The organism is Rhizobium fabae, assembly GCF_003985135.1.
In the GTDB taxonomy this organism is placed as follows: Bacteria; Pseudomonadota; Alphaproteobacteria; order Rhizobiales; family Rhizobiaceae; genus Rhizobium; species Rhizobium pisi.
Map to the genome: position 1 here is coordinate 540,925 of NZ_ML133647.1, position 26,493 is coordinate 567,417.

Consider the following 26,493-nt stretch of genomic DNA (forward strand, 5'->3'; position numbering starts at 1 on the left):
ATAGCTTGCTGACAGGGCGCATCTATCCTACCATTTTTAAAGACTTGACGGTCTCTTTGAGGGTCGAGGCAATGCGTGGTTTGGGGTCGCATATTCTGTTTGCCGCGACACTTGCGGTCGCTTCGCCGGTTCTCGCCAAAGACACGACGATCATAGAGCTTCGCGGTGGCGACGGCGCGCGCTCGGTCGGCATCATCTCGTCCAGCGAGGAAGTGGAGGCATCAGGGCCTGCGGCGATCACCGTCGGTGACGACGGCACCATCTACATCCTCGACCAGAACAACGGCCGCGTGCTTGCCGTCGACGCCGAACGCTCGCAGGCCGATCCCGAGGTTCTGCCGCTGCCTGACAATGCCGCGCCGGAGGACCTCGCTGTCGTTCACAACGAACTCTACCTCTGGTCGGACGGTGTTGTGCCGCTCGAACGCTCCACCGACGCCGACGGCCGGTCGCAGACGCTGCGCGCAGTCGACGGCGGCGATGCCGACGACTATACCCGCTCTGTCTTCGCCTCCATGGGCTCGGCACCGCCGGGTCCGCTGAACAGCATCATCGACGAGATCGGCCGCAGCACCAGCCGGCCCGAAGCTCGCCCGCCGGTCGTCCAGTACGTGCCGAGCCGCGGGCTCGGCGACATCGTTGCGGAAGTCTCGGCGACAAACGACAAGGCGGAAATCCTGTTGCGGCGCAGCAGCTCGGAGGAGAATTTCCTCTCTTTGCAGCTGACTTCGGAAGGGCGCATCGGCACCGTCGAACTTCTCGACATCGACACCACGGGCAGGCCCTATGCGCTGGTCGAACTCGTGCCCGCCGACCAACCTGATCGTACCGGCATGCTGGTGGTTCGCTTCACGCCGAACGGGACGGTGGATCGCGTCTACGACCTGCCGATCGACCCTGGCACGGTGTTCTCGAGACGCTTCGTGGCGATCGGTCCGCGCGGCGACGTGCTCTATCTCCGCTCTCAGGAAAGCCGGGCACAGGTGCTGAAACTCGACGGACGGGAGCCCGGCCGCAAGCTCGCCGTCGCCAAGCCCGCCAAGCCGTTGAACATGGGCAAGCCGGGCAAGACGCCGAAGGTCGCGATCGTGCCGAAATCACGCGGTGACGTCATCGAGCGGGCGATCGGCTTCGAGACGCTGAACTGGCTGGTGACGCCGGCCGCCTACGGCAATGATCCCGGACCGGGCTGCGCCAACATGAACCGGCTGCGCCGCCCGATCTACCTGATCGGCAAGCGCGGGCAGACGGTGAAGGGCGTTCCCTATTGCTGGGGCTGCAAGACGCCGCTGGAGGATTTCGTCGGCGGCGTGGAAAAAGGCCAGACCGCCGGCAACGTCTGCACCAAGAGCGCGCCGCAATCCAACATCCTCGGCGTCGACTGCTCCGGTTTCGTCAGCGATGCCTGGGGCCTGAAAATGCATGTATCGACCCGCGCCATTCCCGGCATCGCCAAGCGCCTCTCCGACCCCTGGTCGATGCAACCGGGCGACGCGCTGAACAAGCCGGGCTCGCACGTCCTGCTGTTCATGCGCTTCACCGACGACCGCAAGGTGGAGGTGATGGAGGCCTCGCCGAACGCCTGCAAGGGCCGCGTCTGCCGCAACACCTATTCGCTCGGCAGCCTGTTGATGCGCGGCTACCAGCCGGTGCGTTTCAAGGGGCTCAACGGGTAAGTGGTCTCACGCCACGGGTCGCGAGCCAGCCGCAACCGGCGTGAATATCGAACGTAATGAGCTTCTCCGATCACATTGCCAGCCGGACAAGTTCTCGCGATATCGTCGTCGGAAGTTTTGTCAGAGGTTGTGCTTTTGCAGCATCCACCGCCAATGCAACGACAATGGCGCGTGCTTCTGCGGGAGCCAGCGAGATGTCCTCCGATATGGATATCATTTTGACGTCCAGCATATCGTAGTCCACCTTGTAATATCCAGTTGCGCCCTGAATTACTGCGTCGGGTCTGATCAACAGAAGATCCTGCGCCATTGTGCCGACGAAGAGTGGTCCGCCCCATATGTAACGAAACGCATAAATCGGAATGCCGGTAGGGGAAGTACCAAGACGACAAATATTCGTCTTCAAACGGCGATCTGAGTTCCACCCGGGATCGCTGCCGCCGGGATCACTACCGCCAGTGTCGCCACTGGAACTCCCGCTGCTAGAGCTGCTGCCGCTGGAACTGCCACCCATACCCGAAGAGCTGCCTGAGCCCGAACTTTTATCCGAACGAGCGAACGTCGTCTCATTACTCTTTGCTGCCACCTTTTTAACAGTTGGCGTTTTTTCGCGAGTCGGCTCTTGTTCGGCGAATAAAGTCTTGGCTCCCGGGTTAAAGATGCAGCCCTGCAGGGCTACGCCCGAACCAGCGATGAAAGTCGAGCACAGGAGTATACGGATGAAGAGTTTGCTGGTCATGTAGGGCGCCCCCAGATCGCCGTTTTAGAAGAGATCGTATCTCGGATTTCGCTTCACCCACGTCGCCTTCGCAAGAAGCGTCAGCCTCTCGTTCAGCGATTTGGTCTTCGGAAGGGCCTTGAGTTCTTGCGGAGTCAGTTCGCTCGAAAAAGCCTCTGCTGCCTTCTTCTTTGCAGAATCAGCTAAGGATGCGAGCTCTTTGTCCGACTGTTTCTTAGGGTCGCCGGTGCCAGGTCTGTTGAGCGCGCTTGCAAGAGCAAAATAATGAGCTGCGGTGACTAGGCTCTCTGTGTTTGAACCGTCGCCTTTGGCCATCTTGGCCCGCTCGAACGCACTCCAATAATCACCGCGCTCGGCGCCCATTTCCAACCACGTAATAGAAGTGGCCTCGTCTTTAGGCACTCCTAAGCCGTCTCTGTACATAAGGCCGATATTTCGCGGAGCATAAGGCTGGCCGCCTTCCGCCGCCTTTCTAAAAAGCTCGAGTGCCTTCTCGAGATCCTGCGGCACGGCTTTGCCCGCGCGATAAATCATCCCGAGGCTATTCATTGAATATATGTCGTCTCGCTTGAGACCCGACTCGTAGAAGCGAATACCACGGTCTATGTCGGGAGGAACGTTGACCCCATTGAAGAAGATGTAGCCAAGTTCGTTCATTGCGTAGGTATGGCCCAAATCGGCCGCCTGAAGCATTAGCTTCAGGCCTTCTTGGATATCAGCTTTGGCACCTCTGCCGTAGTAGAGGCTTTTCCCATAGGCATAGAGCGCATAGGGATCCCCCTTCTTCGCGCCCATGGCGGCTATCTCGCTAGATTTTTCGAGGTTCGCCGGTACAGACGCTCCGACGAGATAGAGCGCAGAGACCTCCGAAATCGCCCGCACATGCCCGGCATCCATCGCCTTCTTGATCGTCGCAAAAGCCGTCTTCGTGTCACGGTTGGCAAGCTGGGCGCGGCCGAGCTGGTAGACGAAGCGCGCGACTTCCGGGTAGGCCTTTATCGCCTCCGTGCAAGCCGGCAGCGCAACGTTCGGGTCGATTTCGTTCGGCAGTTTGCCTGCGGTCATGCCCTGCAGGTCGAGGGGGGCTGCGGCTGCTGTGTCGCAGGCGTCGAGCGTCGGTTTGAAAGTGACAGTTGCGGGCGCCAGGTCGTCATTGGCGGCCTGCAGCGTCACGGCGAAGGCCTGGTTTTCCGTGCCGATCTGTGGCTCATAGGAAAGGGCCGGAATATCGGCGGCCTCAAGCACATGTCCGAGGCCGATTACCCGGTCTCCGGCGCGCAGCGTGCCCTTGTCGGGCAGAGCGGCGACCTTGAAGGTCATTTCGGCGGTCGACGCCGGAACGATCGGCAGACCGGCCTTGACGGGGCCGACGCCGATCGTTGCGTCGATATCGCGCGGCAGTTCCTTCAGATAAGCGCCGGCATCGGCGAGCCGCACCTGCTTTTCCTGCTCGAGTTGGGCGAGCTTGACGCCGGCATCGGCCGAGACTGTGATCGCGACCACACCCTGGGTCGCCTGGCCGTAAGGATCGCTGACTGTATAGCCGATCAGACCGATGGTCCCGGCGGCAACGCCCGTGGAATCATAGGTCAGCGCCGTCAGCGCCGCGGCGGGAAGCTTCGCGCCCTGCTCGATCGGCTTGCCGTCGAAGCTGAGCTTGCCCGTCTGCGGGAGCTGGTTGATCGTCACGAGCAGGGCAGAGCCGGTCTCGTCATGCGGCGGGGCGATCGTCAGCTTCGTGGCCGCGGCTCCCTCCGGCACGCTCGCCTGCTGCATCGGCTCGACGCTCGGCGGCGGCGGCGCCGGAATGAAATAGAAGCTGTCCGTCAGCGAGGAATTTTCCCAGGGGATCTGCTTGCCGTCGGTCATGGCGATCACATCGCGACGCACATCGGTCAGGACCTGGCGGATTTCCTTGTTGGGCTCGCTGGCGCGCTTGATAAAGGATTCGGAATAGGGGCTCAGCGCCCCGGTGCCGTCGAGCGCCACCTGGCCCGGTTCTGTGGAAAAGGCGATCAGGCTGCCGAGATCGCTGTCGATGCGCGCAAGCCCTCGCGTGGCGCCGACCGGTTCCAGCTTTTCCGCCATCCAGAATTTCTGCGCGTTGAAGGGATTGTTGCGGCAGGCGTCGAGGAAGATCAGCTGCACGCGCGAATTCTGCTTGAGATGGTTCAGGATCAGGTCGAGCGGCATGGTCTGCGTCTCGACGTCATAGGGCGTCTCCAGCGTCGCATCGACCGGAACGATGAAATTCTGCCCGCCCACCTGGATGCCATGGCCCGAGTAATAAATGAGGCCGGCTTCCGCATTGTTGGTCGAACGCAGGAAGCGGCGCACGGTGTCTTCGAGCCCGATGCGGTCGACATTGACGCCGATCGTCACGTCGAAACCGGCCGCGCGCAGCGTGTTGGCGACCTCTTCGACATCATTGGCCGGATTGGGAAGCGAGGGCAGCGTCTTGTAGACCGAATTGCCGATGACGAGGGCAACGCGGCGTCCGCTCTCCTCGGTCATGGCGGCATGAGCCGTGCCGATCGACAGCAGTATTGCCGCGACGATCAGCAGATAGGCGTGTAGTCTCCTGACGGCGTGAAACTTGGGCATGGCTGGATCGCAAACATTCTATTGTTTCTGCTCAATAAAATTTGCTGGCCCGCTGGTGCCGGACCCCCTCCGCATTCACGTTTCAAAAATATTCCTCGGCGCCCTAAAAAGCAAGCTTCGCCGCCCCCAAGTGAATTGGAGCAGCCCCGTCAGATTGGAAGCCCGCCGGCCGCAGGAAAGACTGTAAAAATCAAGAAATTATCATGCGGCCGGCATTGGATACGTCAGCTCCGATGGCGGTTTCTTAGCCTCGAAACGTATAGTTGCCGATCGACGCCGGTTTCATCTCGATGGAGAAGCCCGGCAGGGTCGGCGGCATATAGGCCGCGTTCTCGATCCGGCAGGGGTCGAGGAAGTGTTCGTGCAGATGATCGACATATTCGATGACGCGGCCGTCCTTGGTGCCCGAGACCGCGATATAGTCGATCATCGACAGGTGTTGCACATATTCGCAGAGGCCGACGCCGCCGGCATGCGGCCAGACCGGTCGGTCGAATTTGGCGGCGATCAGCAGCACGGCGAGCACCTCGTTCAACCCGCCCATACGGCAGGAATCGATCTGCACGATATCGATCGCGCCCTCGGCGATGAACTGCTTGAACATGATGCGGTTCTGGCACATTTCGCCCGTCGCGACCTTCACCGGCGCGATCGCCTGGCGGATCTTGCGGTGACCGGCGACGTCATCGGGGCTAGTGGGTTCCTCGATGAAGAAGGGCTTGGCTGGGGAAAGCGCCTTGACCCAGTCGATCGCCTGGTCGACATCCCAGACCTGGTTGGCGTCGATCATTAGGTAACGGTCGGGACCGATCACCTCGCGGGCGATCCTGAGGCGGCGGATGTCATCTTCCAGGTCGCGGCCGACCTTCATCTTGATATGGTTGAAGCCGGCGTCGATCGCCTCCTGGCAAAGGCGCCGCAGCTTCTCGTCTTCATAACCCAGCCAGCCGGCCGAGGTCGTGTAGCAGGCATAGCCCTCCTTTTCGAGGGTGGCGATGCGTTCCGCCTTGCCCGCCTCCGCCCGCTTCAGGATCTCGATCGCCTCATCGCGCGTCAGCACGTCGGTGAGATAGCGGTAATCGACGATATCGGCGATCTCTTCCGGCGACATCTCGGCGACGAGCCGCCAGACGGGTTTGCCGGCCTGCTTGGCAAGCAGATCCCAGACGGCGTTGACGACCGCGCCGGTCGCCAGATGAATGGCGCCCTTCTCCGGACCGATCCAGCGCAGCTGGCTGTCGCTCGTCAGATGCCGCCAGAACTTGCCGGGATGGGCGAGAATTTCGGCGAGGTCGGCGCCGACGATGAGGTGGCGCATCGCCTCGATCGCCATGCAGCAGATATCGTTGCCGCGGCCGATGGTGAAGGTCAGGCCGTGGCCGGCAAGATCAGGCGCATCCGTATCGAGAATGACATAGGCGGCCGAATAATCCGGATCGGGGTTCATCGCATCGGAGCCATCAAGGCTTTGCGATGTGGGGAAGCGAAGGTCGAAGACGCGAAGGTCGGTGATGCGGGTCATGGTTGTTCCTCCCGATTATAATTATGGAGGGCCGATCATATGGGCCGATGGCCGTGGCCGGCCGGCAGGACTGCCGGCGGCATGATCGGCTGAAATCAGATCGTCCAGCCGCCGTCGATGGCGATCGCCTGGCCCGACGTGTAGGTTGCGCCGGCGAGATAGACAGCGAGATCGGCGATCTCCTCCGGCGTGCCGAGCCGGCCCATCGGCTGGCGGGCGATGAAGGCGGCGCGTGCTGCATCATAATCGCCTTGGGCGCGCATGCGGTCCTGCAGCGACGGGCTTTCCACCGTGCCGGGGCAGATGGCGTTGCAGCGGATGCCTTGAGCGACATAATCGGCGGCGACGGATTTGGTGAGGCCGATGACCGCCGCCTTGGTGACGCCATAGGCGAAGCGGTTCGGCACGCCCTTGATGCTGGAGGCGACGGAGGCCATGTTGATGATCGCCCCGTCCTTGCGCTCGAGCATGCCGGGCAGCACCGCGCGGATCGTGCGGATCATCGCCCTGACGTTGAGGTCGAAGGCGAATTCGAGATCGGAATCCTTCATCTCGAGGATCGAGCCCGCATGGACGAAGCCGGCACAGTTGAACAGCACGTCGACGGCGCCGATCTCGGTAACGAGGGTGTTGACCGCGTCCTCTTCGAGCACGTTGAGCTTGTGGGTGGAAATGCCGGTTTCGGCGGCAAGGGCGGCCAGCGCATCAGTGTTAATGTCGGTCGCGTGGACCTTGGCGCCGACCGCGGCAAAGGCGATTGCCGTCGCCCGGCCGATGCCCTGACCGGCGGCGGTGATGAGAACGGTCTTGCCGGAAAGTCTGTTTGTCATGTCACGGGCCTCTTCTTGGTTTGTCCACGCTGGACGATGGTATGCCAATGCGTCTCAGGCGAAGGCTCAGCCATGAAGCTCGCCCGTCGCCGTCTATCACTAAAGTGTATCGCGATCTTTCAGATTTCGCTTGCCACGCTTCAGGTCCCTGGTTTTGCGCGACATGCTTCAGCTTTCTTTGCGCGCTTCGACCGGATTCTGGCAAGGTCAGCGCAGCACGCCGCCTTGCGTTCGGGCCGGCTCCGGGGCTGATGGTCATTCCCATGCGTTGCATGGTCTTCCTCCCTGTCCACGGCTTGTTCGTGATCTCGCCGTTTGGACGTCTCCAGGCTTTCGCCTTCCCAGCATGTCTTCAGCTATGATTTGTCTGTTTATAGACAAACAGACGATTGGCCAAGGGTCAAGTGCGAAGTTTTCCTTTTCCGGCTGCGGTTCTGCGTATATGCAGGACGATATTCACAGGAGGAAGGAATGGAGATCGACGAGTCGGACCGCTACCGCGCTCCTGCCCTCGACAAGGGCCTCGATATTCTGGAGCTGCTTGCCGGCGTCGACAGCGGCCTCACCCAGGCGGAGATCGCCAAGCGGCTCGACCGCAGCCCCAATGAATTCTACCGCATGCTCGACCGTCTGGTGCGCCGCGGTTACGTCACCCGGCTGGACGGCGACCGTTATTCGCTGACCTTGAAACTCTTCGGTCTTGCCCAGTTGCACGCGCCGGTGCGCCGGCTTGCTTCCTATGCTACGCCGCTGATGCGCGATCTTGCCCAGCGTACGCGCCAGGCCAATCACCTTGCCGTCTTCGACCGCGGCGCGGCTGTTGTCATCGCCCAGCAGGAGGCGCCGGATTACTGGGGATTTTCGATCCGTGTCGGCGCTCATATCAGTCTCTTCGACACCGGCTCTGGCCATGTGCTTCTCGCCTTCCGCAGCGAGGAGGAACGGGAGATGATGATCTTGGAACATGTGCGCAGCCGTTCGGACGTCGAACTCGGCGCGGAATTCTACGACCGTCTCAACCAGATCCGCGAGCGCGGTTACGAGATGATGGCGAGCGCCCAGACATCAGGCGTCTACAATCTTTCCGCTCCCGTTCTCGGGCCGGACCGGCGATGCATCGCCGCCCTCACCTGTCCCTTCATTGCTCTCGTGAATGCGCCTTCGGCACCCGATATCAGCCAGACGATCCTGCTGGTGCAGAAGACCGCAGCCCAGCTTTCGCTGCTGGCCGGCGCCGACGTCGCCAACCCCACCGACAGCTGAGAATTTCTATTTGAACAATCCATTCACCAAAGATAGGTTGCCGGAAGGCCACTCCCCGGAGGAAAAGAGCGTGCTCATCGATACCCATCTGCATATCATCGACCGGTCGGCGCTGCGTTATCCCTGGCTTTCGGGCGAGCCTGACCTCGATCACGATTTCCTCTACGAGACTTATGCGGCCGAGGCCCGGCGCTGTGGCATCACGACGGTGCTGCACATGGAAGTCGACGTCGATCCCGCCGTCATGCAGGCCGAGACCGATCATGTCGCCGGCATTGCTAAACGGGCAGGCAGCATGATTGCCGGCGCCATCGTTTCCTGCCGGCCGGAAGACGAAGGCTTTGCCGCCTATCTCGAGCGGCAAAAGGCCGATCCCTTCGTCAAGGGATTCCGCCGCGTACTGCATGTTGTGCCCGACGATGTGTCCGAAGGGGCGCTGTTTCGCGAAAACATCAGGCGGATCGGCGGCAGCGGCCTGACCTTCGACCTCTGCACGCTGCCGCATCAGGCGGGCCGCGTGGCCGCCCTCGTCGATTTTGCTCCGGATGTGCAGTTCGTTCTCGATCATTGCGGCGTGCCCGATATCCGCTCGGATGCCTTCGAGCCCTGGAAGGCCGGTGTATCGGAGATCGCCCGGCGGCCGAACGTCATCTGCAAGGTCTCGGGCGTCGTCGCCTATGCCGATGCCGAGACATGGACGGCTGAGACGCTGAGGCCTTACATCGAACATGTGATTGCAAGTTTCGGCTGGGATCGCGTCGTCTGGGGCAGCGACTGGCCGGTCTGCACGCGCGGCGGCGGGCTTTCCACCTGGGTGGCCGCGACCCAAGCCGTGCTTTCCTCCAGCAGCGAGGCTGAGCGCTCCAAGCTGCTTTTCGCCAATGCGCAGCGCCTCTGGTCACTCTGATCTAGTTTACGCAATTCCTGACAGGAAGCCGCCGCACAATTTGTCGCGCAAACGCTCCGGCATCGCGAAAAACGTGATGTGCCTTACAAAAGTGCTACTTTGGCATGTTTTTTGCTGGATACTGAATGAAGCATTGCAGTGTTTCGGTTTGAGACGACTTACAACCAAGCAATTGCGAGCTTTATACATCTCGGGTAAAAGTTGTCAGGCAGGGATATGACGAATAACCTCATGTCCGCTGGCCTCAGGAGGGAAAATAAAATGAAAGAAGAACCGCATGCAGTGGACGTTCACGTCGGAAAGACCATCCGTATACAGCGTCTACTGAGGAAAGTTTCCCAGACGGAATTGGGAGATCGTGTTGGCGTGACGTTCCAGCAGATTCAGAAATATGAAAAGGGCTCCAATCGCGTTTCCGCCAGCATGCTGGTTGAAATCGCCGGCGCGTTGAAGGTCGATGTCAGGACGTTTTTCGACGATCTGTCGACGCCGGATACGGCCAACGACAACCCCGCTCCGAGCGAGGAATTCGTCATTTCGCGTGAAGGCGTTCTTCTCAATGCTGCCTTCTTCTCGATCAAGAACGAAGCTCTTCGCAAGAAGATCCTGAAGCTTGTTCAGGCGATCGCCCACACCGAACAGTTGGAAGCTGACGCGGCCGAATAGACCGGCAACCCGTCACGCGATTCCAACGGACCGCATAAGGACCAATAGCGACTGATCGGGATCAATTGTTATCGATCGAGATCAATGACGATCGATCAGGATCAGGTTCTCGCTGGCGTCCTTCATTGCGATCTTGGCCTTGCTGCCGAGCAGCTTCTCGAGATTGACGTCTAGCTCCCTGTCGGGATCTATGCCGTCCCAATCGATGACGACCTGCAGCAGCGCCATGTTCGTCAGGTGCATCAGATTACGCAGCTGAAGCTTTTCAGCCTCCTCCTTGGCTGCCGACAGCAGCCGGAAGATCCTTGCGTATTCACTGCCTGTACCTTCGGCATATTGTTCAAACATCGTTTCCGCCCTCTTGGTCGTGAAACCTACGATTCCATCATCAGTGCATCTTTCCGCTGCGACCGTTATTCTACCGTTACAGGAGTCACGCTGCGCGTGACTTCGGCGTGCAGAAGCTCCCAGTGGGAGGTGGCGGCGAAGCGCCAGTCACGGTTGACGGGGAGGAATTCGTCGCGGCGTAGCCACTCCAGCACCAGCCGCGCGTCGTTGCGCTTACGCTCGACGCGGTACTTGCGGATGGCTGCGAGGATATGGTCGCGGCGTGGTTTGCGGGCGAAGTGGCACTCGTCGACCACCTTCGCATAGGTTCGCTCCGAAAAATGCAGGAAACGGCCGGCAAGCAGCAGTTTCTTGCGTTCGCCGGGCGAAATCTCGCCATGGGCGTGAAGCGCTTCGATCGTCGGCTCGAAATCGACCCAGGGGACGGAAAGCGGCAGCCAGCCGAGCTCCTGCGGCGCATGCACCAGCGCGACGGCCTCGTCGTCGATCAGCCGGCCGGCCTCGTAATCCTCGAAGATCGCGCCGAGGCCGACCATGCCGAAGGGAGCGCATTCGGCCGCCCGCAACGCCCCCATGCTGGCGCCGCCGGCAACCGCGACGTCGCGTTCGAGGGCATAGAGGATTTCCTTGTGCCAGACCGAAGGCAGATCGCCGAAATAACCGTCGACGAGGCCGATCGCGGTCGCGCCATCTTCAACCGCTTTCAGGATGTCGCCGCAGGCGGCCGGCGGCCGGAAATCGATGCGGGGAGACATCGCTCTTGCCGCGGCGAGATCGATGCCAAGGCTCGGACCGACGAACATCACCTTCATGATTGGGCTCCTCTCAACGTGTTGACCGCACGCATCCCGAGCTGGATGTACTGGCCTGAAATATCGACCTCCAGGCCGGGCACGATCACCCTGACGACCGAGACCGGCAGGGTCCGGTGCGCAAATGGCACGACGACGATCTGCTCGATGCCGGTCGCCGTCAGCCGGCCGGCGATATGGCGGATGGTATCCTGGATCGTTGCCGGGCGGCGATCACGGGTCTGGAACGCGCGCATCCGGCCATCGCCCTCGCAGAGTTCGACCACTTCCTGCATGGCTGCACTGCGGTCGAGTCTTTGATAGATCCGGGGCGAGAAATCGTCACGGCTGCCGGCGATCGCGGTCAGCCGGCTCTGCGCCGCTTCGGTGATGGCGCGCAGCGCGGCGCGCACGGGATCGGGATGGCAGCCGCAGCCGCCGCAGACATGCGACCAGCGTGCATCGACACGGTCGGAAAGATTGCCCGGCATGATGACGGCCAGGAAGGCGGGAACGCCGATATCGGTCGTCATGTCGAGCAGCAGCAGCCGCATGCCGGCGCGTGCGATCCGGTCGGTCATGATGTCGATGACCGCATCGCCGAAGGAGGCCGGGTCGATGCGGCTCTCCTTCAGGCGTTCCGGCGATTTGAGCTGGGTCAGAGCCCAGGCGTCGCGCTCCACCAGTTCGCAAAGTCCGTGAAGGACCGCTTCTGCGGGCGTGTTGCCGGAGGCAAGCCCGTCGCTCGACTGCTCGAAGCCCGGCGGCCTTTCGCCGCGATGGTCGAGGCCGACTAGCCACCACGGCACGAAAACGCTGCTGCCCGAAAGGATATCGAGGCCGGAGCACCAGGGAATGGGGTGACTGCCGATCTCGTCGGGCGCGCAGCGGGCGACATTGTCGAGGTCGATCATGGCGGCACGCTCCGCCCGCATGCTCTCGACCGTCGCCTGCGTCAGGTCGGCCGGCGGAATTTCCGCGATCCGCGTCTCGATGGCCTCCATGGCCGCTGAGGTCATGGCGGCGTCGTTGTCGATGCCCTTGCCCTGGAAGACCGAGAGCGTATGGCTGTTCGGCCGCGTCGCGAAGGCGACGGGAATGTTCAGGACATCGAGCGCGGTCAGGAGACCGACGCGCGTGATGCCGAATTCGCGCAGGTGCGGCCTGATCGCCGCGAGCGTCTGGGCCGGTGTGACCGCGCGGTCGTGATAGTCGCTGACACCGGCCGATGATCGTTCCAGGTCACCGGCAAGCGTTTCAAGGTCGGTGAAAGCGGACATGCTGATATGGTCCTCAGCGGAACCTTAGCGCATGCGTCAGGCTCTCGAGTGCATTGGCGGAAACGTTGAGTTCGTCCTGTTTCAGGGCTGCCCTGGCAGCTGCAGAGAAGCGCAGCGACTGTGTCTGAACTGCGGTGGTTTCAGCATTCGTCTTCATGGTCCATCTCCGATTGGTGCTGGCAGCGCCTTGCTGCCGTTAACCATCGGAGGGAAACATTGCCTGCGTCATTTAAGCGTTACAGGCTTCGTTAAAAGGCCATGCAATTAGGGAAGACCAGCAAGTTGCAGGCCTTTTATCAACGGTTCCGTATAGGCGGGATCGCGATCGGGAACGAAATGGCGGATATCCTCGCTGCGGAAATCCGGGAAGTTTTCCAGCACCACCCGGGCGTAGTTCCCAGCCTTGCCGGTATCTCCCGCCATGGCATGCGAGGCGGCGAGCAGGCGGGCGGTCGCCTGCTTCGTCTTTACCGGTTCCAGCGCCTCGATCGCTTTTCCATACTCTTCGCGCATGAAGTGAATGCCGCCGAGGTTCCAGTAATAATAGTCGGGCGGCAGCGGATTGAGCTTGAAGGCCGCGCGGCTGAGTTCCAGCGCCCGATCGAAATCGCCGTCATGAGAAAGCGCGTCGGCGAAATCGGCAAGAATGTCGGCGTCGTTGGGATTGAGATCCTGGGCCTGCTGGAAATGCTCCAGGCTTTCGTCGAACCGGCGACGATAAAGCGCCACGAAGCCGAGCTCGCGATAGGCCCGGCCGCTGTTCGGGTCGGACTGCTGCGCGAGGCGGGCGGCACTGTTCGCCTCGTCGAGCAGTTCCGTGTCCTGCATGCCGCGGATCAGCCATTCCATGCCGAGCGCGCGTGAGACGCCGGCATGGGCGGCCGAGAAGTGTTCATAACGGTTGAGCGAGGATTTGAACCATTTGCGAGCCTGGCGCAGATGCTGCAGGTCGGTCTGGGCGATCAGCCGCTTGCCTTCCAGGTAGAGACGGTAAGCGGATGCCGGCGCCTCGCCGATCGGCATCGCCAGTTCATGGCGCTCGATCGTGTCGGCAAGCGAAGAGACGATCCTCCGCGTCAGATGCGCGAAGGATTCGCTGATCTTCTGCATGACGAGCGGCAGCTCGATGGCCCAGATCACTTCCGATGTCGTCGTCCGCGTTAGGCGGCAAGTGGCATAGACATCCTCGTCGCGGCCCTGGATGCTGACGTAAACAGCGTAGTCGAAGCTGAGGTCGAGCGGGCCGGGCAAGGCGCGCGTAGGATCGACCGCACGGCTGAGGATCTCAAGGCTCGTATGCGCGGCGATCACCTTGAAGCCGCGCTGCTGGCTGAGGCCGATGGTGACGTCTTCGAGAAGCGCCCTGCCGACGCGCTCCATCAGCGGATCGGTGAAGATGCTTTCCGGCGGCAGGATGATGATGCGCGGTTGGCCGACCGGATCGACGAACATGCCGGGCGCTGCCGGGCGCTCCGGTGCGGCGGCCTGCGCTGGGGGTATCAGGCCGAGCTCGCGAGCGAGCGCCGTAGTGCTCTCCTCCGGCTCGGTATCGAAATCGTCTTTCAGCTGGCTCTTGCACTTGAGATAGGCCTGACGCGCCGCCGCAGGATCGTTCATCCCGACGTGGAGGCGCATCAAGGCGCGGTACGCCGTCTCGCTGGCGGAGTCGAGTTCCAGGAGGCGCCTGGCAAGCGCGACCTGCTCTTCGTCAGATCTGTCGTCGGCGGCCTCGACCAGCCGGGTGAGGTGGGTAGAGCGCAGTTCGTCGACACGCTGGCGTTCGTAGGTCAGCCAGTCCTCGGCGCCCTGCGTCGGCGATTTGGCGCCTTCGAGCAACTCGCCGTTGAGGATTTCGCTGTCCCCAGGGGCAAGCGGCCCCTTCTGTTTCAGAATATGGACGTCGACCTCCCAGCCGTCCGCAAGCCCGATATGGGTTCGCGTTGCGGCAAGCAGCGGTGGAAGATCGGCTGGGATGCTCTGCTCGATGCGCGCGAGCAGCTGGCGCAGGCTGCCCGCCCGCTTTTCCGGCAATTCGGATTGCCAGAGCTGCCGCCTGATGGTTTCGCGGTCAAGTTCGAGATTGGCTTCGGCGGCGAGCATGGCGAGGAGAAAATACGACTTCTCTGGCAAGGGAAGTTCCCTCCCCGCTGCCAGCAATCGCGGTCTTCCGAGCAGGCATAGCCTGTTCGTCGACGTTTGCCCGGATGTCCGTTGCATCTCGGTTCTCACCCCTGAAAGCCAAGGCGCGCGAACGCACCTGCGGTCAAAAGCATGTTAGAGCTATAATGCCGCTACGCATAGCCGCTTTGCTTTAAAAAGAAGAATTTTCATCTAATATTTGCATATTCTCAAGCTGCCTTGCGAGGAAATGCTTTGCCGACACTTTCCGTCGAATGCGAATGCGTGCCATTTCGGCACGCTATTTATCTCACCGCGGTCCCCAGGCGGACGTCATCGTTCATATAGAGACGTTAAGTTACTGGCCGTCGATAGAGTGCCAGCCGGGAGGATTGCCGTGAAGCCTGAGGATTGCACCCTCGTCCGGCGAAGAGTGATCAGAGTACCTGCGCAATCCGTCTCGGAACCGCGTCCGTCGCCGCTTTGACGAAATCGAGCCCGATATCGAGCACCGGCGCGCTATGTGTCAGCCAGCCGACAGAAATGAGATCGACGCCGGAAGCCGCGATGGCTGCGGCCGTTGCCGGCGTGACGCGGCCCGATGCCTCGGTGATTGCCTGCCCGTCGACGATGGCGACGGCTTCGCGCAGCTGATCCGGCGTCATGTTGTCGAGCAGAACGGCATCGACGCCGGTCTCCATCGCTTCACGCAGTTGATCGAGCGTATCGACCTCGACCTCTATCTTCACCATATGGCCGACGCCGGCTCGCGCCCGGCGGATCGCCTCGGTGACGCCGCCGGCGATGGCGACGTGATTGTCCTTGATCAGCACCGCGTCATAGAGCGCGAAACGGTGGTTCATGCCGCCGCCCGCCCGCACCGCATATTTCTCCAGCGCTCTCAGCCCCGGCGTCGTCTTGCGCGTGCAGGCGACGGAGGCCTTGCTGTCCTGAATGGCGGCGGCAATCTCGGCCGTGACGGTTGCAATGCCTGAGAGGTGGCCGAGGAAATTCAGCGCGGTGCGCTCACCGCTCAGCAGGCCACGCGACGGGCCTTCGATGGTGGCGATGACGTCGCCCGGTTTGACCGCGTCGCCATCCCGGAGATTTCGCCGCATGACGATCTCGGGATCGACGAGGGTGAAGGCGAGTTCGGCAGCATCGAGGCCGGCGATGACGCCCGGCTGGCGAGCGGCCATCACCACGGTCGAGCGATGATCTTGGGGGATGACCGATGCCGAGGTGATATCGCCGGCAAGACCGAGATCTTCGAGCAGGGCTGTCCGCACCAGCGGCTCGACGATCAGGCGCGGAAGGGGAACGAGGCTCATCTCAGGCACTCCTTGCAAGGGCATAGGGCGGGGTCGCGCGGGCGATCTCCAGAACGTCGAAAAGGCACATGCGGCGCCGGTTGGCGTCGGCGAGCTTCAGCGGAAAATCGGTGCGGGCATGGGCGCCGCGCGATTCCATCCGCAGGCTGGCGAAGACGGCGATCAGCAACGCGACAGTGGCTGGATCGGCGGCCGGGCCATTGCCTTCGGCAAGCGGCAGAAGTGCTGCAATCGCTCCCTGAATGGCGCCGGCATTGCGCAGCACGCCGACATGGCGCGAGACGATCGGCCGGATAAGCGACGCATCGGCGGCCACCGGCAGTTTCTCGGCGAAGATGGTGCCTGCGGCACTTGCGGGCATGCCAGATATGTCGTGTGCTACCCGGATGCCCATGACAACAGCCTCCAGCAGCGAATTGCTGGCGAGCCGGTTGGCGCCATGCAGGCCGGTTGAAGCCGCCTCTCCGGCGACCCAGAGACCGGAAACCGAGCTGCGGCCGTTTGCATCCGTTGCAACGCCGCCCATGTGATAGTGAACGGCCGGGCGCACCGGAATAAGGTCATTGGCCGGATCGATGCCGGCCTCGCCGCAAAGGGCTGCGATGACGGGAAAGCGCGCGGCAAACCGGCTGCCGAGTGCATTGCGGGCATCGAGAAAGACCCTGCCGCCGCGGGCGATTTCGGCGCTGATCGCGCGCGCGACGACATCGCGCGGCGCCAGCTCTGCGCCTGATGTGCGGGCCATGAAACGTTCGCCTTGTTCGTTGACGAGCAAGGCCCCCTCCCCGCGCACCGCCTCGCTGACGAGCGCCAGTGGCCTGCGGCGCGAGTCGAGCGCGGTCGGGTGGAACTGGACGAATTCCATATCGGCGAGCGCGGCGCCTGCTCTTGCCGCAAGCGCGATCCCCTGGCCGAAATTACCCATCGGATTGGTGGTTGCGTCATAAAGCCCGCCGATGCCGCCGGTGGCGAGCACCACCTTGGAGGTCGGCAGGATGGCGGCGCCTTTCGCGGTGGCGCAGAGCAGGCCCGCCACACGCTCGCCGTCCATCAATATCCGCCGAGCCTCGAAGCCCTCGAGCACCGTGATCGCAGGCGTTTGCATCACCGCCCGCACCAGCGCGGCGATGATCGCCGCTCCGGAGCCGTCGCCTTCGGCATGGACGATGCGGCGGCGGCAATGCGCGGCCTCCAGCCCGAGCGAAAGCTCGCCCTCGGCATTCCTGTCGAAGCGCACGCCGGCTTGTTCCAGCGCGGCAATCGCTGCCGGCGCCCCGGCAATAATGCCGCCGGCGACCGCGGGATCGCAGAGGCCGTCGCCGGCGGCAAGCGTATCGGCAAGATGTAGTTCGGCGCTGTCATCCGCGCCCATGCTGGCGGCAATGCCGCCCTGTGCCCAGGCGCTTGACGTCTCGGTACCGAGGGATGCGCGGGTGACGAGGACGGAGGGTTCTGGCGCCAGCGTCAGCGCGGTCATCAAGCCCGCAAGCCCGCTGCCAACGATGACCGTGCGCCCGGCAAGGTGCTCGATGATCTCGGTCATATCGCCAGCATCCTCTCGACAGCACGGCGCGCGGCCACTGCAATCGCCGGATCGACGGTGACTTCGTGACGGTTTTCCTCCAGTGCTGCACGGATATTGCTGAGCGTGATCCGCTTCATATGCGGGCAAAGATTGCAGGGGCGAATGAACTCCACGTCGGGATGGTGCACGGCGACATTGTCGCTCATCGAGCATTCGGTGAGCAGCACGACGCGCGCCGGCTTCTGCCTGCCGACATAATCCGACATCACGGCGGTCGAGCCGGCGAAATCGGCTTCCGCCACCACGTCGGGCGGGCATTCAGGATGTGCGAGCACCGTCACGCCGGGATGGTTTTCACGCAGCTGGCGCACATCCTCGGCGGTGAAGAGTTCATGCACTTCGCAATGCCCGTGCCACGCGATGATCTCGACATCCGTCTCGCGGGCGACGTTGCGCGCCAGATATTCGTCCGGGATCATCAGCACCTTCGGTACGCCGAGCGATTCCACCACTTGTCTTGCATTGCCCGAGGTGCAGCAGATGTCGGAGGCGGCCTTCACCGCGGCCGAGGTGTTGACATAGGTGACGATGGGCACGCCGGGATGGGCATGGCGCAGCAGCGCGATATCCTCGGGCGTGATCGAATCCGCTAGGGAACAGCCGGCACCGAGATCGGGGATCAGCACGGTTTTCTCTGGGTTCAGGAGCTTGGCGGTCTCGGCCATGAAATGCACGCCGGCAAGCACGATGATATCGGCATCGACCTCGATCGCCTTGCGGGCGAGCGCCAGGCTGTCGCCGACGATATCGGCCACGCCGTGGAAGATCTCCGGCGTCTGATAGTTATGCGCGAGGATGACGGCGTTACGGCGGCGCTTGAGCTCGAGGATCGCGTCGACGTCGTTTTCGAACGTCATCCATTCGGCTTTGGGAATGACGCGGCTGACGCGATCGTAGAGCGAGGATGCGGAAACAGGGTGATTCATGACCGGCTCCTAATTATGCTCTCTTTGAGCATATCATAGGCAAAGAGATATTCTCACGGTGAGCATATGTCAATTGCGGGAGAGCGGTAATTTCGTTCCGGCCAGCGCCCGTTCCTCGAGCACCGTGTGGCGGAAGCGGAAAAGCTTGGCCGGCCGGCCGCCGGTTTCGCTTTCCGTCTCGCCGGTTTCCTCGACCAGTTCCTGCTGTTCGATGAGGCGGCGGAAGTTCTGCTTGTGCAGCGTCAGCCCGGCGAGCGCCTCGATGGTGCGCTGGAGCCTCAGCAGTGTGAAACTGTCAGGCATCAGTTCGAAGACGACAGGGCGGTATTTGATCTTGGCGCGCAGCCGGGCGATCCCGGTCGCGAGAATGCGGCGGTGATCGGCAAACATCGCGCGGCCGAGATTAGCGTCAGCCCCGCATCCGGCTTCCGCCACGAGCCTTGCTTCGTAAAGCAGTTCATAGCGCTGCAACGCCAGATCCTCGTTCCAGCCGCCGCCGTCGAGGCCGAAGGTGAAATCCGCCCGGCGATGGCGATGGTCGCGTCTGGCCGGATCGGCATCGGCCCAGATCTTCAGGCGCCCCATGATCTCATCGAGCACCGCCGGCCGTCCGTGCCGATGGTCTTCCCAGGGGAAATATTCGTACCAGCCGTGCCATCCCGGCCGTCCGGCGCCCGACTGCTCGTTGACGAGACCGAGATAGCTGATCGAGATCGTCCGTCCGCCCGGGATGTCGTTGTTCCGGTCGCGATCGGCGAAGGTATAGAGCTGTTCGAGATAGCCGACAGGGTGTGCCGTCTGCTCCTGCACCCATTCGCGCAGGCCGGATTGCAGGGTGCGGTGCCCCATCTCGAAGGGGCCTGAAGGCAGCGCGTCGCCGGAGCGGATGGTCATGACGCGCGGCTCGTCCCCCGTCACCGCGACGAGCACAGCAATCAATTCCGCATGCGCAAAGCCGATCGTCACAGGGGACTGAATACTCCGTTCCGAATGAATCGAACGGATCATTCCTGGCACAGGCTATGGCCGAAGCCAATGGAGGAGAAGCGCCTTGGCGGCGCTTCCCACATCATCCAGGCACGGAACGCGGTTGTGCTTAGCGATTGCCTGTCTTCAACTGGTCCAGAAAAATTTTCAGTTCCGCTTCATCGATGCCAACGAGATGGCGCTTTTCCGGATAGGCGCCGCTTCTGACGTCGTCGGCGAATTCCGTAAAGGCGGCGATGCGCTCGCGCTGCAGCCGGTCGTGTTCGGCGGCGAAGTTGCGATAGACCTTGGCATGGCGGGGATAGTGGTCGCGATTGGCACCGAGCACGTCGTCGGCGAAGAGATATTGGGCGTCGCAGCCGCTGCCTGCTCCCATGGAGATCATCAGCATGGAGGTGCTGGCGCTGATGGCGGCGGCGACCTCTCCCGGCACGACTTCGATTTCGGCGGCGAAGGCGCCGGCCTCTTCCAGCGCCTTGGTCTGGCGCCAGATCTCTGCCGAACTCGCCGCCGTCTTGCCGACGGCGCGGAAGCCGCCCGTCCAGGTCGCCTTCGAAGGGATCAGCCCGAGATGACCGCAGACGGGAATGCCTTCGTCCCGCAGGCGCCGGATCGTCTGCAGGCTTGCGGCGCAATAGACCGCATCGCCACCCGCCTTCAAGGCCGCGAAGGCGGCGCGGAGATAGTCTTCCGCCGAGACATGGTCGCCATATTCGAGCCCTGGAATGGCGAAAGGCGTGGGGGCGACCTCGCGAAAGACCGGCCCAAGCAGCGAGGGCGGCACGGAAACCATGTCGATCCCCGCTTTTTCGGCGGCTTCGGCCTCCTCCAGCGTGGTGACGCGCAACATGGTGAGCTGGCGCTTGCCTTTTTCCGCAAGCAGATCGGCGACCGTCGCGCGTTTATGTTTCTTCATCGTCAAATTCCTTTGAAAAATAGAGGGTGGCTCAGGCGGCCAACAGGGATTTCAGTTTGATATCGCTGGCTGCCAGCGCGGCCGGGTCTGGGTGGGCGCGCGCCGCGATCAGCATTTCGGCGAGCCTGATGTCGCGCGCCACGGCATTGCCCGGACCGATACCGCTTGCGGCGATCAAACGCCCGTCTGCATCGAGATGGAAGAGAATGAAGGCGCCTGCGCCGAGATCACGGCGCAGATGGGTGACGGCGCCTTCGGCAAGGCCTGATATCTGCAGCGTCATGTCGTATTGATCGGACCAGAACCACGGCACTGATGAAGCGGCTTCCTCGAGGCCGAGCATATTGGCCGCGGCCAATGTGCCCTGTTCCTGAGCATTGCGCCAGGATTCGAGCCGCACCCGGCGGCCGCCATAGATCGACAGCGGAAAGGAGCAGCAGTCGCCGGCGGCAAAGACATCAGGTGCGGAGGTCTGCAGATAGGCGTCGACGGCAATGCCATTGTCGATCGTCAGCCCTGCCCTTTCGGCGATCTCGACATTCGGCCGCGCGCCGATGCCGACGAGGGCAAGATCGGCTTCTATGACCTCTTCGCTCGACAATCGGATCCGGGCTTTGTCGTTTTCCTCGGTCAGCGCTTCGATGGAGACTCCGCACCGGATATCGACGCCCTCGGCGCGATGACGCTCCGTGAGCAGATGGGCGATCGCCTCCGGCACGCCGCGCTTCAATACGCGTTCCAGCCCCTCGATGACGGTGACGTCGGCGCCGAGCTGCCGAGCTGTTGCCGCAAGTTCCAGCCCGATAAAGCCGCCGCCGATGATGGCGATATGCCGTCCCGGCTTCATGGCATCGCGCAGCGCCGCCGCATCGTCATGCGTTCTCAGCGCGCGAATACGCGGGCTTCCCAAAGGAGCGCCAGGGAACGAACGCGCGGCTGCGCCCGTTGCGAGCAGGAGCTTGTCGTAGGAGAGCACGGTACCGTCCGAAAGCGTGATGGCCCTGGATACGGTATCGAGATCCCTCGCCTCCAGGCCGGTCAGCAGCCGGATGCCGCTGTCGGCATATTTTTCGAACGCGGCGATGAATTTCGGATCGCCGGCATCGGTGGGACCGGCCTTCGAAAGAGGTGGCCGCTCATAAGGCGGAAGGGGTTCGGCTCCAACAAGCGTTATCTCGCTGGCAAAGCCTTTTTCGCGCAGGGCGAAAGCAGCGCGCGCACCGCATTCGCCCGCACCCAGGATGACGAAATGAACCACCGTCCGCCTCCTTCAGACCGAGATGAAGACGGTGTCGCCTTCGACCTTCACAGGATAGGTCTTGAGATTGACGCAGACCGGTGCACCCTTGGCTTCGCCTGTCTTGTAGTTGAAGCGGCCATTATGCTTCGGACATTCGATGATCTCATCCATGACAAGCCCGTCGGCGAGGTGGATATGTTCATGTGTGCAGAGCCCGTCGGTGGCGAAGAATTCGTCGTCAGGGCTGCGATAGACAGCGAAGGTGCGCCCGTCATGATCGAAGCGGATGACATCCTCTTCGTCGATTTCGTCCTTGCCGCAAACCTCAATCCAATTGCCGCTCATCTTGTCCTCCCTTGATCGTGATTATTGTGCCGCCGGGGCCAGTTCGTTGTGGAATTCCTCGCGATAAGGCCGCGCGGTTGCCGGCAGCTCGCGCTTCAGGAAATAATCCTCGTTGCGCAGCTGGCGCAGGAAGGCCGGAATCATCTCGCGATAGCCCGACCAGATCGACGGGTTCGGTGCCGGCAGGTCATGCTTGATCATCTCGTGCAACTGGGGCAGCGCGTGGTAGGGCACCATCGGAAACATGTGATGTTCGACGTGGTAGTTCATGTTCCAGTAGATGAAGCGGCTGATCGGGTTCATGTAGACGGTGCGGCTGTTCAGCCGGTGGTCGATGACGTTGTCGGCAAGGCCGCCGTGCTGCAGCAGTCCGGTCAGCACATGGTGCCAGGCGCCGTAGAGGCGCGGCAGGCCGATCAGCACCAGCGGCAGGATCGAGCCCATGGCGATCGCCGTGGCAATCGTCGCGACATAGATCGCCAGCCAGATGCGGGCGAAACGGATCGCCTTCGGCTGCTCCATCTCGGGAATGAAGGTCTTTTCCGCCGCGCTGACGCCGCCGAAGGCATTGCGCAGCATGTCGATGACCGCATGCCAGGCGTCGAGGATGCCGAAGAAATTGAGGATCAGGCGGAAGAGATCCGGCGGCCGCATGACGGCGATCTCGGGATCACGGCCGACGATGACGGTATCGGTGTGGTGGCGGGCATGGCTCCAGCGCCAGGTCACCGGATTGCGCATGATCATGAAGCAGGCGATCTGGTAGACGACATCGTTCAACCAGCGCGTCTTGAAGGCGGTGCCGTGACCGCATTCGTGCCAGCGGCTGTCGGAGGCTGAGCCGTAGAGCACGCCATAGGCGAGGAAGAAGGGTATCGCGATCCAAGAGCCCCAGAAATAGATGCCGAGCCCGGCGAGCACCGCCATGCTGCCGAGCCAGATGATCGTGTCCCGGATCGCCGGCGCATCGGAGCGCTGCATCAGTGCCTTCATCTCCTTGCGCGGAATGTCGGTATGATACCATTCGGCTGCCGCCAGCCCCGTCTCGACGGCGGTGCGACCGCTTTCGCCGAGCAGGTCGTAGTCACGTTTCTTTGTCTGGATCGCCATCATCCGCCTCCCGCTATGCCTATTGCCGAGGAGGATAGGTTGACTTTGAAAGGCGCTCAATGCAGGCTTGATATAATCTATCAAAAGCCATCATGAATGGCTTGCATCAATGACTGAATCCATCAGGAACGTCCATGCGCCGCCCCACCATATCCGATCTCGCCCGTGCCTCCGGCGTCAGCGTCGCCACCGTCGACCGCGTTCTCAATGCTCGCCATCGCGTGCGGGAGGAGACGGCGCGACGGGTCTATGATGCGGCGCAGGCGATCGGCTATCATGCCGTCGGCCTCATCAGGCAGCGGGTCTTTGAGGATCTGCCGCAATACCGGCTTGCCTTTTTACTGCAGAAACCGACCCAATCCTTCTACCAGACCTTCGCTCGCGAAATCGAAGCGGCGGCGCGCGCGGTCACCACCGCCCGTCTCCAGATCCAGATCGAGTACCCCTCGGCGACGACGCCTGCCGCCATCAACGAAAAGATCAAGGCACTCGGCGCCCGCAACCAGGCCGTCGCTGTCGTCGGTCCTGATTATCCGGCGGTGACGACCGCGGTCGAGGAGCTGAAGGAGCGCAGCATCCCGGTCTTCTCGCTGCTCTCCGATCTCGCCACAGGGGTGCGCGACGCCTATGTCGGCGTCAACAACCGCAAGGCCGGACGCACCGCCGCATGGACGATTGCGCGGACGGCGAAAAAGCCCGGCAAGGTCGCGTGTTTCGTCGGCAGCCACCGCTTCCACGGCCATGAGCTGCGGGAGATCGGCTTCCGCTCCTATTTTCGCGAGAATGCCCCGGAATTCGATGTCGTCGATACGCTGATCAACCTCGAGACTGCCGAAATCACCCACGAGGCGACGCTGACGCTTCTGCAGAAACATTCCGATCTCGTTGGCCTCTATGTCTGCGGCGGCGGCATGGAGGGGGCGATTTCCGCCTTCCGCGAAGAGGGTGTCGCCGGTCGGATCGTGCTCGTGGTCAACGAGCTGACGCCGGAGAGCAAGGCCGGCCTTGCCGACGATATCGTCACCATGGTGGTCGCCACTCCGCTGCCCGCTCTCTGCAAGGAGCTTTTATCGCTGATGGTCGGTGCGATCGAGCATGGTGAGGCTGCCGTTCCCGGTCAGTCCTTCCTGCCATTCGATATCTATATCTCCGAGAACATCTGAGAATGATAGAATTCCATCATCTCGATTGAAATTCTCTCAGCAATGAAAGCAGGCGCCGGCGATGACGGATGGTTTGCCGGGCGAATTCGGATAGAGATTCGCTTGCCCATTCACGAGGAACCGCTCCGCCGTGGCGCGGAGACGAGGAGGATATTTCCGTCATGACTTCGATCCGCTTTGCGCTCAACCATATGGCCGCCCCGTCGCTTACTATCGATGATTTCTTCAAACTGGCAAAGTCGCTCGGCATCGACGCCGTCGAGATCCGCAACGATCTTTCCGGTAATGCGATTGTCGACGGCACCAAGCCGGAAACGATCAAGGACGCCGCATCCCGTCACGGCCTGACGATCATTTCGATCAACGCCTTGCAGCGTTTCAACGAATGGAATGAAACCCGCGCACGAGAAGCGCAGGAACTGATCGACTATGCCAGCGCATCTGGCGCCAAGGCGCTCGTCCTCGTTCCGAAGAACGATGGCACCGGCCGCGCCGATGGCGAACGGCAGGCTAATCTGCGCCAAGCCCTGTCGGCACTGAAGCCAATGCTGGATGAAGCCGGCATTATCGGTCTCGTCGAGCCTCTCGGTTTCGAAATCTGCTCGCTGCGCTCGAAGACCGAGGCGGCCGAGGCAATCAGGGAGCTCGGCGCGCAATCGACCTTCAAGCTCGTTCACGACACCTTCCACCATCACCTTGCCGGCGAAGCCGCGACCTTCCCTGAGCTGGCCGGCCTCGTGCACATCTCCGGCGTCAGCGATCCTTCCGTCTCCGTTGCCGATATGCGCGATTCCCATCGCGTGCTCGTGGACGGCGACGACCGGCTCGACAATGCTGGACAGATCAGGGCGTTGCTGCAGGCGGGCTATCAGGGTCCGTTCTCCTTCGAACCCTTTGCAGCGGAAGTGCATGCGGTCAAGGACCCTGCCGGTGCGCTTCGTACCAGCATGGATTACCTGTCAGCGCGGGTTTGAGAACCGGGCGGAGCGCCGCTTAGCGATTGTCGCGATGATTGGCCGCCCGCGGCGGCCAATCATCGGAAGTTATTCCCGGCCTCTGAACCGCCGCTGATAGGCCGGATCATAGAGCGAGCTCTCGCGGAAATCCTCCGCAGCGAGCGAAGGGCCGACGAAGATGATTGCCGTGCGTTCGATCGGCTCGGCCGCAACCTTTGCCTCGATATCGGCAAGCGTGGCGCGCAGGACGCGCTCGTCCGGCCAGGAGGCCTTGACGACGATCGCGACGGGGCAGTCAGCGCCGTAAAGGGGCGTCAGTTCCTCGACCACCTGCTTCAGCGCATGGATCGCCAGATGGATTGCCAGCGTGGCCCCCGTCGCACCGAATTTGGCGAGCGTCTCGTCGTTCGGCATCGGTGACGCGCGGCCGGAAACGCGGGTCAGAACCAGGCTCTGTGCTACCGCGGGGATCGTCAGCTCGCGCCCGAGGGCTGAGGCAGCAGCAGCAAAGGCCGGAACGCCCGGCGTCATCGTATAGGCGATGCCGTGTTTCTGAAGACGGCGGACCTGCTCGGCCACGGCACTCCAGACGGAGAGATCGCCGGAATGCAGCCGCGCGACATCCTGGCCGGCTGCAGCGGCGTTCAGATATTCCGCCTCTATCTCGTCAAGCGACATCGATGCGGTATCGACGATGCGCGCGCCCGGCGGGCAATATTGCAGCAGTTCGGGCGAGACGATCGAGCCGGCGTAGAGACAGACCGGGCATTGGGCGATGAGATCGCGGCCGCGCACGGTGATCAGATCCGCAGCACCTGGCCCTGCGCCGATGAAATGCACAGTCATCTCGTTATCCTTTCGTCCAGCGCCACTGCGTCACGGGCATGGCCGGCCGCCAGCCGCTCATGCCGCCGACGGGTTGTGCGCGCGATATTTCGATCCGCGTGAGGAAGCCGCCGCGTTTTGCATGTTCGCCGAGCAGCATTGCTTCCATCTCCAGTGTCACGGCGTTGGCAACGAGCCGCCCTCCCCGCTTCAGCGCGGCAATCGCAGCGTCGATAACACCCGCTTCGCTGCCGCCGCCACCGAGGAAGATCACATCCGGTTCCGGCAGGCCTTTCAGTACATCGGGCGCTGAACCCTCGACGATGGCGAGATGCGGCACGCCGAAGGCGGATGCATTGCGAGCA

General features: G+C 62.3%; 24 protein-coding genes and 1 pseudogene. 6 read left to right on the forward strand and 19 right to left on the reverse strand.

Features of this window, described 5'->3' with window-relative positions:
- Window positions 1–71 precede the first annotated feature (71 nt).
- Window positions 72–1,676, forward strand: coding sequence for an NHL repeat-containing protein (locus tag EFB14_RS08455; protein ID WP_126823628.1), 1,605 nt, complete (start codon window positions 72–74; stop codon window positions 1,674–1,676).
- Between the two features lie 70 nt (window positions 1,677–1,746).
- Here the strand turns inward: EFB14_RS08455 and EFB14_RS08460 are convergent, their stop codons facing one another.
- The 4 genes from EFB14_RS08460 to EFB14_RS08475 all read right to left on the reverse strand — a co-directional run bounded on the left by EFB14_RS08460 (window position 1,747) and on the right by EFB14_RS08475 (window position 7,371).
- A complete protein-coding gene (locus tag EFB14_RS08460) occupies window positions 1,747–2,415 on the reverse strand; it encodes a tail fiber domain-containing protein (RefSeq protein WP_126823630.1) in 669 nt (222 codons plus the stop codon).
- A 24-nt stretch (window positions 2,416–2,439) separates the two neighbouring features.
- Window positions 2,440–5,019: a caspase family protein gene (locus EFB14_RS08465; protein WP_126823632.1), complete on the reverse strand. Its 2,580-nt coding sequence runs from the start codon at window positions 5,017–5,019 to the stop codon at window positions 2,440–2,442.
- 244 nt (window positions 5,020–5,263) lie between these two features.
- Window positions 5,264–6,541 (reverse strand): L-fuconate dehydratase, encoded by a 1,278-nt coding sequence (locus EFB14_RS08470; protein ID WP_126823634.1) that lies wholly within the window; start codon window positions 6,539–6,541, stop codon window positions 5,264–5,266.
- 95 nt (window positions 6,542–6,636) lie between these two features.
- Window positions 6,637–7,371 carry an SDR family oxidoreductase gene (locus EFB14_RS08475; protein WP_126823636.1) on the reverse strand — a complete coding sequence of 245 codons (735 nt, stop codon included), beginning with the start codon at window positions 7,369–7,371 and terminating at the stop codon, window positions 6,637–6,639.
- 471 nt (window positions 7,372–7,842) lie between these two features.
- On the opposite strand from EFB14_RS08475, the gene EFB14_RS08480 reads away from it, so the two are divergent.
- From EFB14_RS08480 to EFB14_RS08490, 3 genes are all read left to right on the forward strand, one after another.
- Window positions 7,843–8,634, forward strand: coding sequence for an IclR family transcriptional regulator (locus tag EFB14_RS08480; RefSeq protein WP_126823638.1), 792 nt, complete (start codon window positions 7,843–7,845; stop codon window positions 8,632–8,634).
- 70 nt (window positions 8,635–8,704) lie between these two features.
- Window positions 8,705–9,541: an amidohydrolase family protein gene (locus EFB14_RS08485; protein ID WP_126823640.1), complete on the forward strand. Its 837-nt coding sequence runs from the start codon at window positions 8,705–8,707 to the stop codon at window positions 9,539–9,541.
- Window positions 9,542–9,802: 261 nt separating this feature from the next.
- Window positions 9,803–10,207: a helix-turn-helix domain-containing protein gene (locus EFB14_RS08490; protein WP_008531490.1), complete on the forward strand. Its 405-nt coding sequence runs from the start codon at window positions 9,803–9,805 to the stop codon at window positions 10,205–10,207.
- Window positions 10,208–10,288: 81 nt separating this feature from the next.
- On the opposite strand, the gene EFB14_RS08495 is transcribed toward EFB14_RS08490, so the two are convergent.
- The 13 genes from EFB14_RS08495 to EFB14_RS08550 all read right to left on the reverse strand — a co-directional run bounded on the left by EFB14_RS08495 (window position 10,289) and on the right by EFB14_RS08550 (window position 23,184).
- On the reverse strand, window positions 10,289–10,555 hold the full coding sequence (locus EFB14_RS08495) for a hypothetical protein (RefSeq protein WP_125845475.1): 267 nt from the start codon (window positions 10,553–10,555) through the stop codon (window positions 10,289–10,291).
- Between the two features lie 65 nt (window positions 10,556–10,620).
- Window positions 10,621–11,367, reverse strand: a complete 747-nt coding sequence (locus tag EFB14_RS08500; protein WP_126823642.1) for a TfuA-like protein — start codon at window positions 11,365–11,367, stop codon at window positions 10,621–10,623.
- Entirely contained in the window at window positions 11,364–12,626 is a 1,263-nt protein-coding gene (locus EFB14_RS08505; protein ID WP_126823644.1) for a YcaO-like family protein, read from the reverse strand. Before EFB14_RS08505 ends, EFB14_RS08500 begins: the two co-directional genes overlap by 4 nt.
- 13 nt (window positions 12,627–12,639) lie before the next feature.
- Window positions 12,640–12,783: a hypothetical protein gene (locus tag EFB14_RS32830; RefSeq protein ID WP_164737489.1), complete on the reverse strand. Its 144-nt coding sequence runs from the start codon at window positions 12,781–12,783 to the stop codon at window positions 12,640–12,642.
- Window positions 12,784–12,890: 107 nt separating this feature from the next.
- Window positions 12,891–14,843 (reverse strand): BTAD domain-containing putative transcriptional regulator, encoded by a 1,953-nt coding sequence (locus EFB14_RS08510; RefSeq protein WP_126823646.1) that lies wholly within the window; start codon window positions 14,841–14,843, stop codon window positions 12,891–12,893.
- A 338-nt stretch (window positions 14,844–15,181) separates the two neighbouring features.
- Window positions 15,182–16,099 carry a carboxylating nicotinate-nucleotide diphosphorylase gene (gene nadC / locus EFB14_RS08515; RefSeq protein WP_126823648.1) on the reverse strand — a complete coding sequence of 306 codons (918 nt, stop codon included), beginning with the start codon at window positions 16,097–16,099 and terminating at the stop codon, window positions 15,182–15,184.
- Entirely contained in the window at window positions 16,077–17,618 is a 1,542-nt protein-coding gene (locus EFB14_RS08520; protein ID WP_126823650.1) for an L-aspartate oxidase, read from the reverse strand. The genes nadC and EFB14_RS08520 overlap by 23 nt, the downstream gene beginning before the upstream one ends.
- On the reverse strand, window positions 17,615–18,586 hold the full coding sequence (gene nadA / locus EFB14_RS08525) for a quinolinate synthase NadA (RefSeq protein WP_126823652.1): 972 nt from the start codon (window positions 18,584–18,586) through the stop codon (window positions 17,615–17,617). The genes EFB14_RS08520 and nadA overlap by 4 nt, the downstream gene beginning before the upstream one ends.
- 69 nt (window positions 18,587–18,655) lie before the next feature.
- Entirely contained in the window at window positions 18,656–19,552 is an 897-nt protein-coding gene (locus tag EFB14_RS08530; RefSeq protein WP_126823654.1) for an NUDIX hydrolase, read from the reverse strand.
- A gap of 130 nt (window positions 19,553–19,682) precedes the next feature.
- The gene (locus EFB14_RS08535; protein WP_126823656.1) at window positions 19,683–20,489 is read right to left on the reverse strand and encodes a 3-methyl-2-oxobutanoate hydroxymethyltransferase; all 807 of its coding nucleotides are present in this window, start codon (window positions 20,487–20,489) and stop codon (window positions 19,683–19,685) included.
- Window positions 20,490–20,520: 31 nt separating this feature from the next.
- Window positions 20,521–21,747, reverse strand: a complete 1,227-nt coding sequence (locus tag EFB14_RS08540; protein ID WP_126823658.1) for an NAD(P)/FAD-dependent oxidoreductase — start codon at window positions 21,745–21,747, stop codon at window positions 20,521–20,523.
- A 12-nt stretch (window positions 21,748–21,759) separates the two neighbouring features.
- Window positions 21,760–22,074 (reverse strand): MocE family 2Fe-2S type ferredoxin, encoded by a 315-nt coding sequence (locus tag EFB14_RS08545; RefSeq protein ID WP_126823660.1) that lies wholly within the window; start codon window positions 22,072–22,074, stop codon window positions 21,760–21,762.
- A 21-nt stretch (window positions 22,075–22,095) separates the two neighbouring features.
- Window positions 22,096–23,184, reverse strand: coding sequence for a fatty acid desaturase family protein (locus tag EFB14_RS08550; RefSeq protein WP_126823661.1), 1,089 nt, complete (start codon window positions 23,182–23,184; stop codon window positions 22,096–22,098).
- Between the two features lie 134 nt (window positions 23,185–23,318).
- Here EFB14_RS08550 and EFB14_RS08555 point away from each other — a divergent pair, with 134 nt between their 5' ends.
- Together EFB14_RS08555 and EFB14_RS08560 are read left to right on the forward strand one after the other, a co-directional pair.
- Window positions 23,319–24,347, forward strand: a complete 1,029-nt coding sequence (locus EFB14_RS08555) for a LacI family DNA-binding transcriptional regulator (RefSeq protein ID WP_126823663.1) — start codon at window positions 23,319–23,321, stop codon at window positions 24,345–24,347.
- Between the two features lie 161 nt (window positions 24,348–24,508).
- A complete protein-coding gene (locus tag EFB14_RS08560; protein ID WP_126823665.1) occupies window positions 24,509–25,321 on the forward strand; it encodes a TIM barrel protein in 813 nt (270 codons plus the stop codon).
- A 69-nt stretch (window positions 25,322–25,390) separates the two neighbouring features.
- Here EFB14_RS08560 and cobM read toward each other — a convergent pair whose 3' ends face one another.
- Together cobM and EFB14_RS08570 are read right to left on the reverse strand one after the other, a co-directional pair.
- Complete coding sequence (gene cobM / locus EFB14_RS08565) at window positions 25,391–26,149, reverse strand: precorrin-4 C(11)-methyltransferase (protein ID WP_126823667.1); 759 nt, start codon at window positions 26,147–26,149, stop codon at window positions 25,391–25,393.
- Window positions 26,150–26,153: 4 nt separating this feature from the next.
- Window positions 26,154–26,493: pseudogene (locus EFB14_RS08570) on the reverse strand (cobalamin biosynthesis bifunctional protein CbiET); the annotation flags it as partial.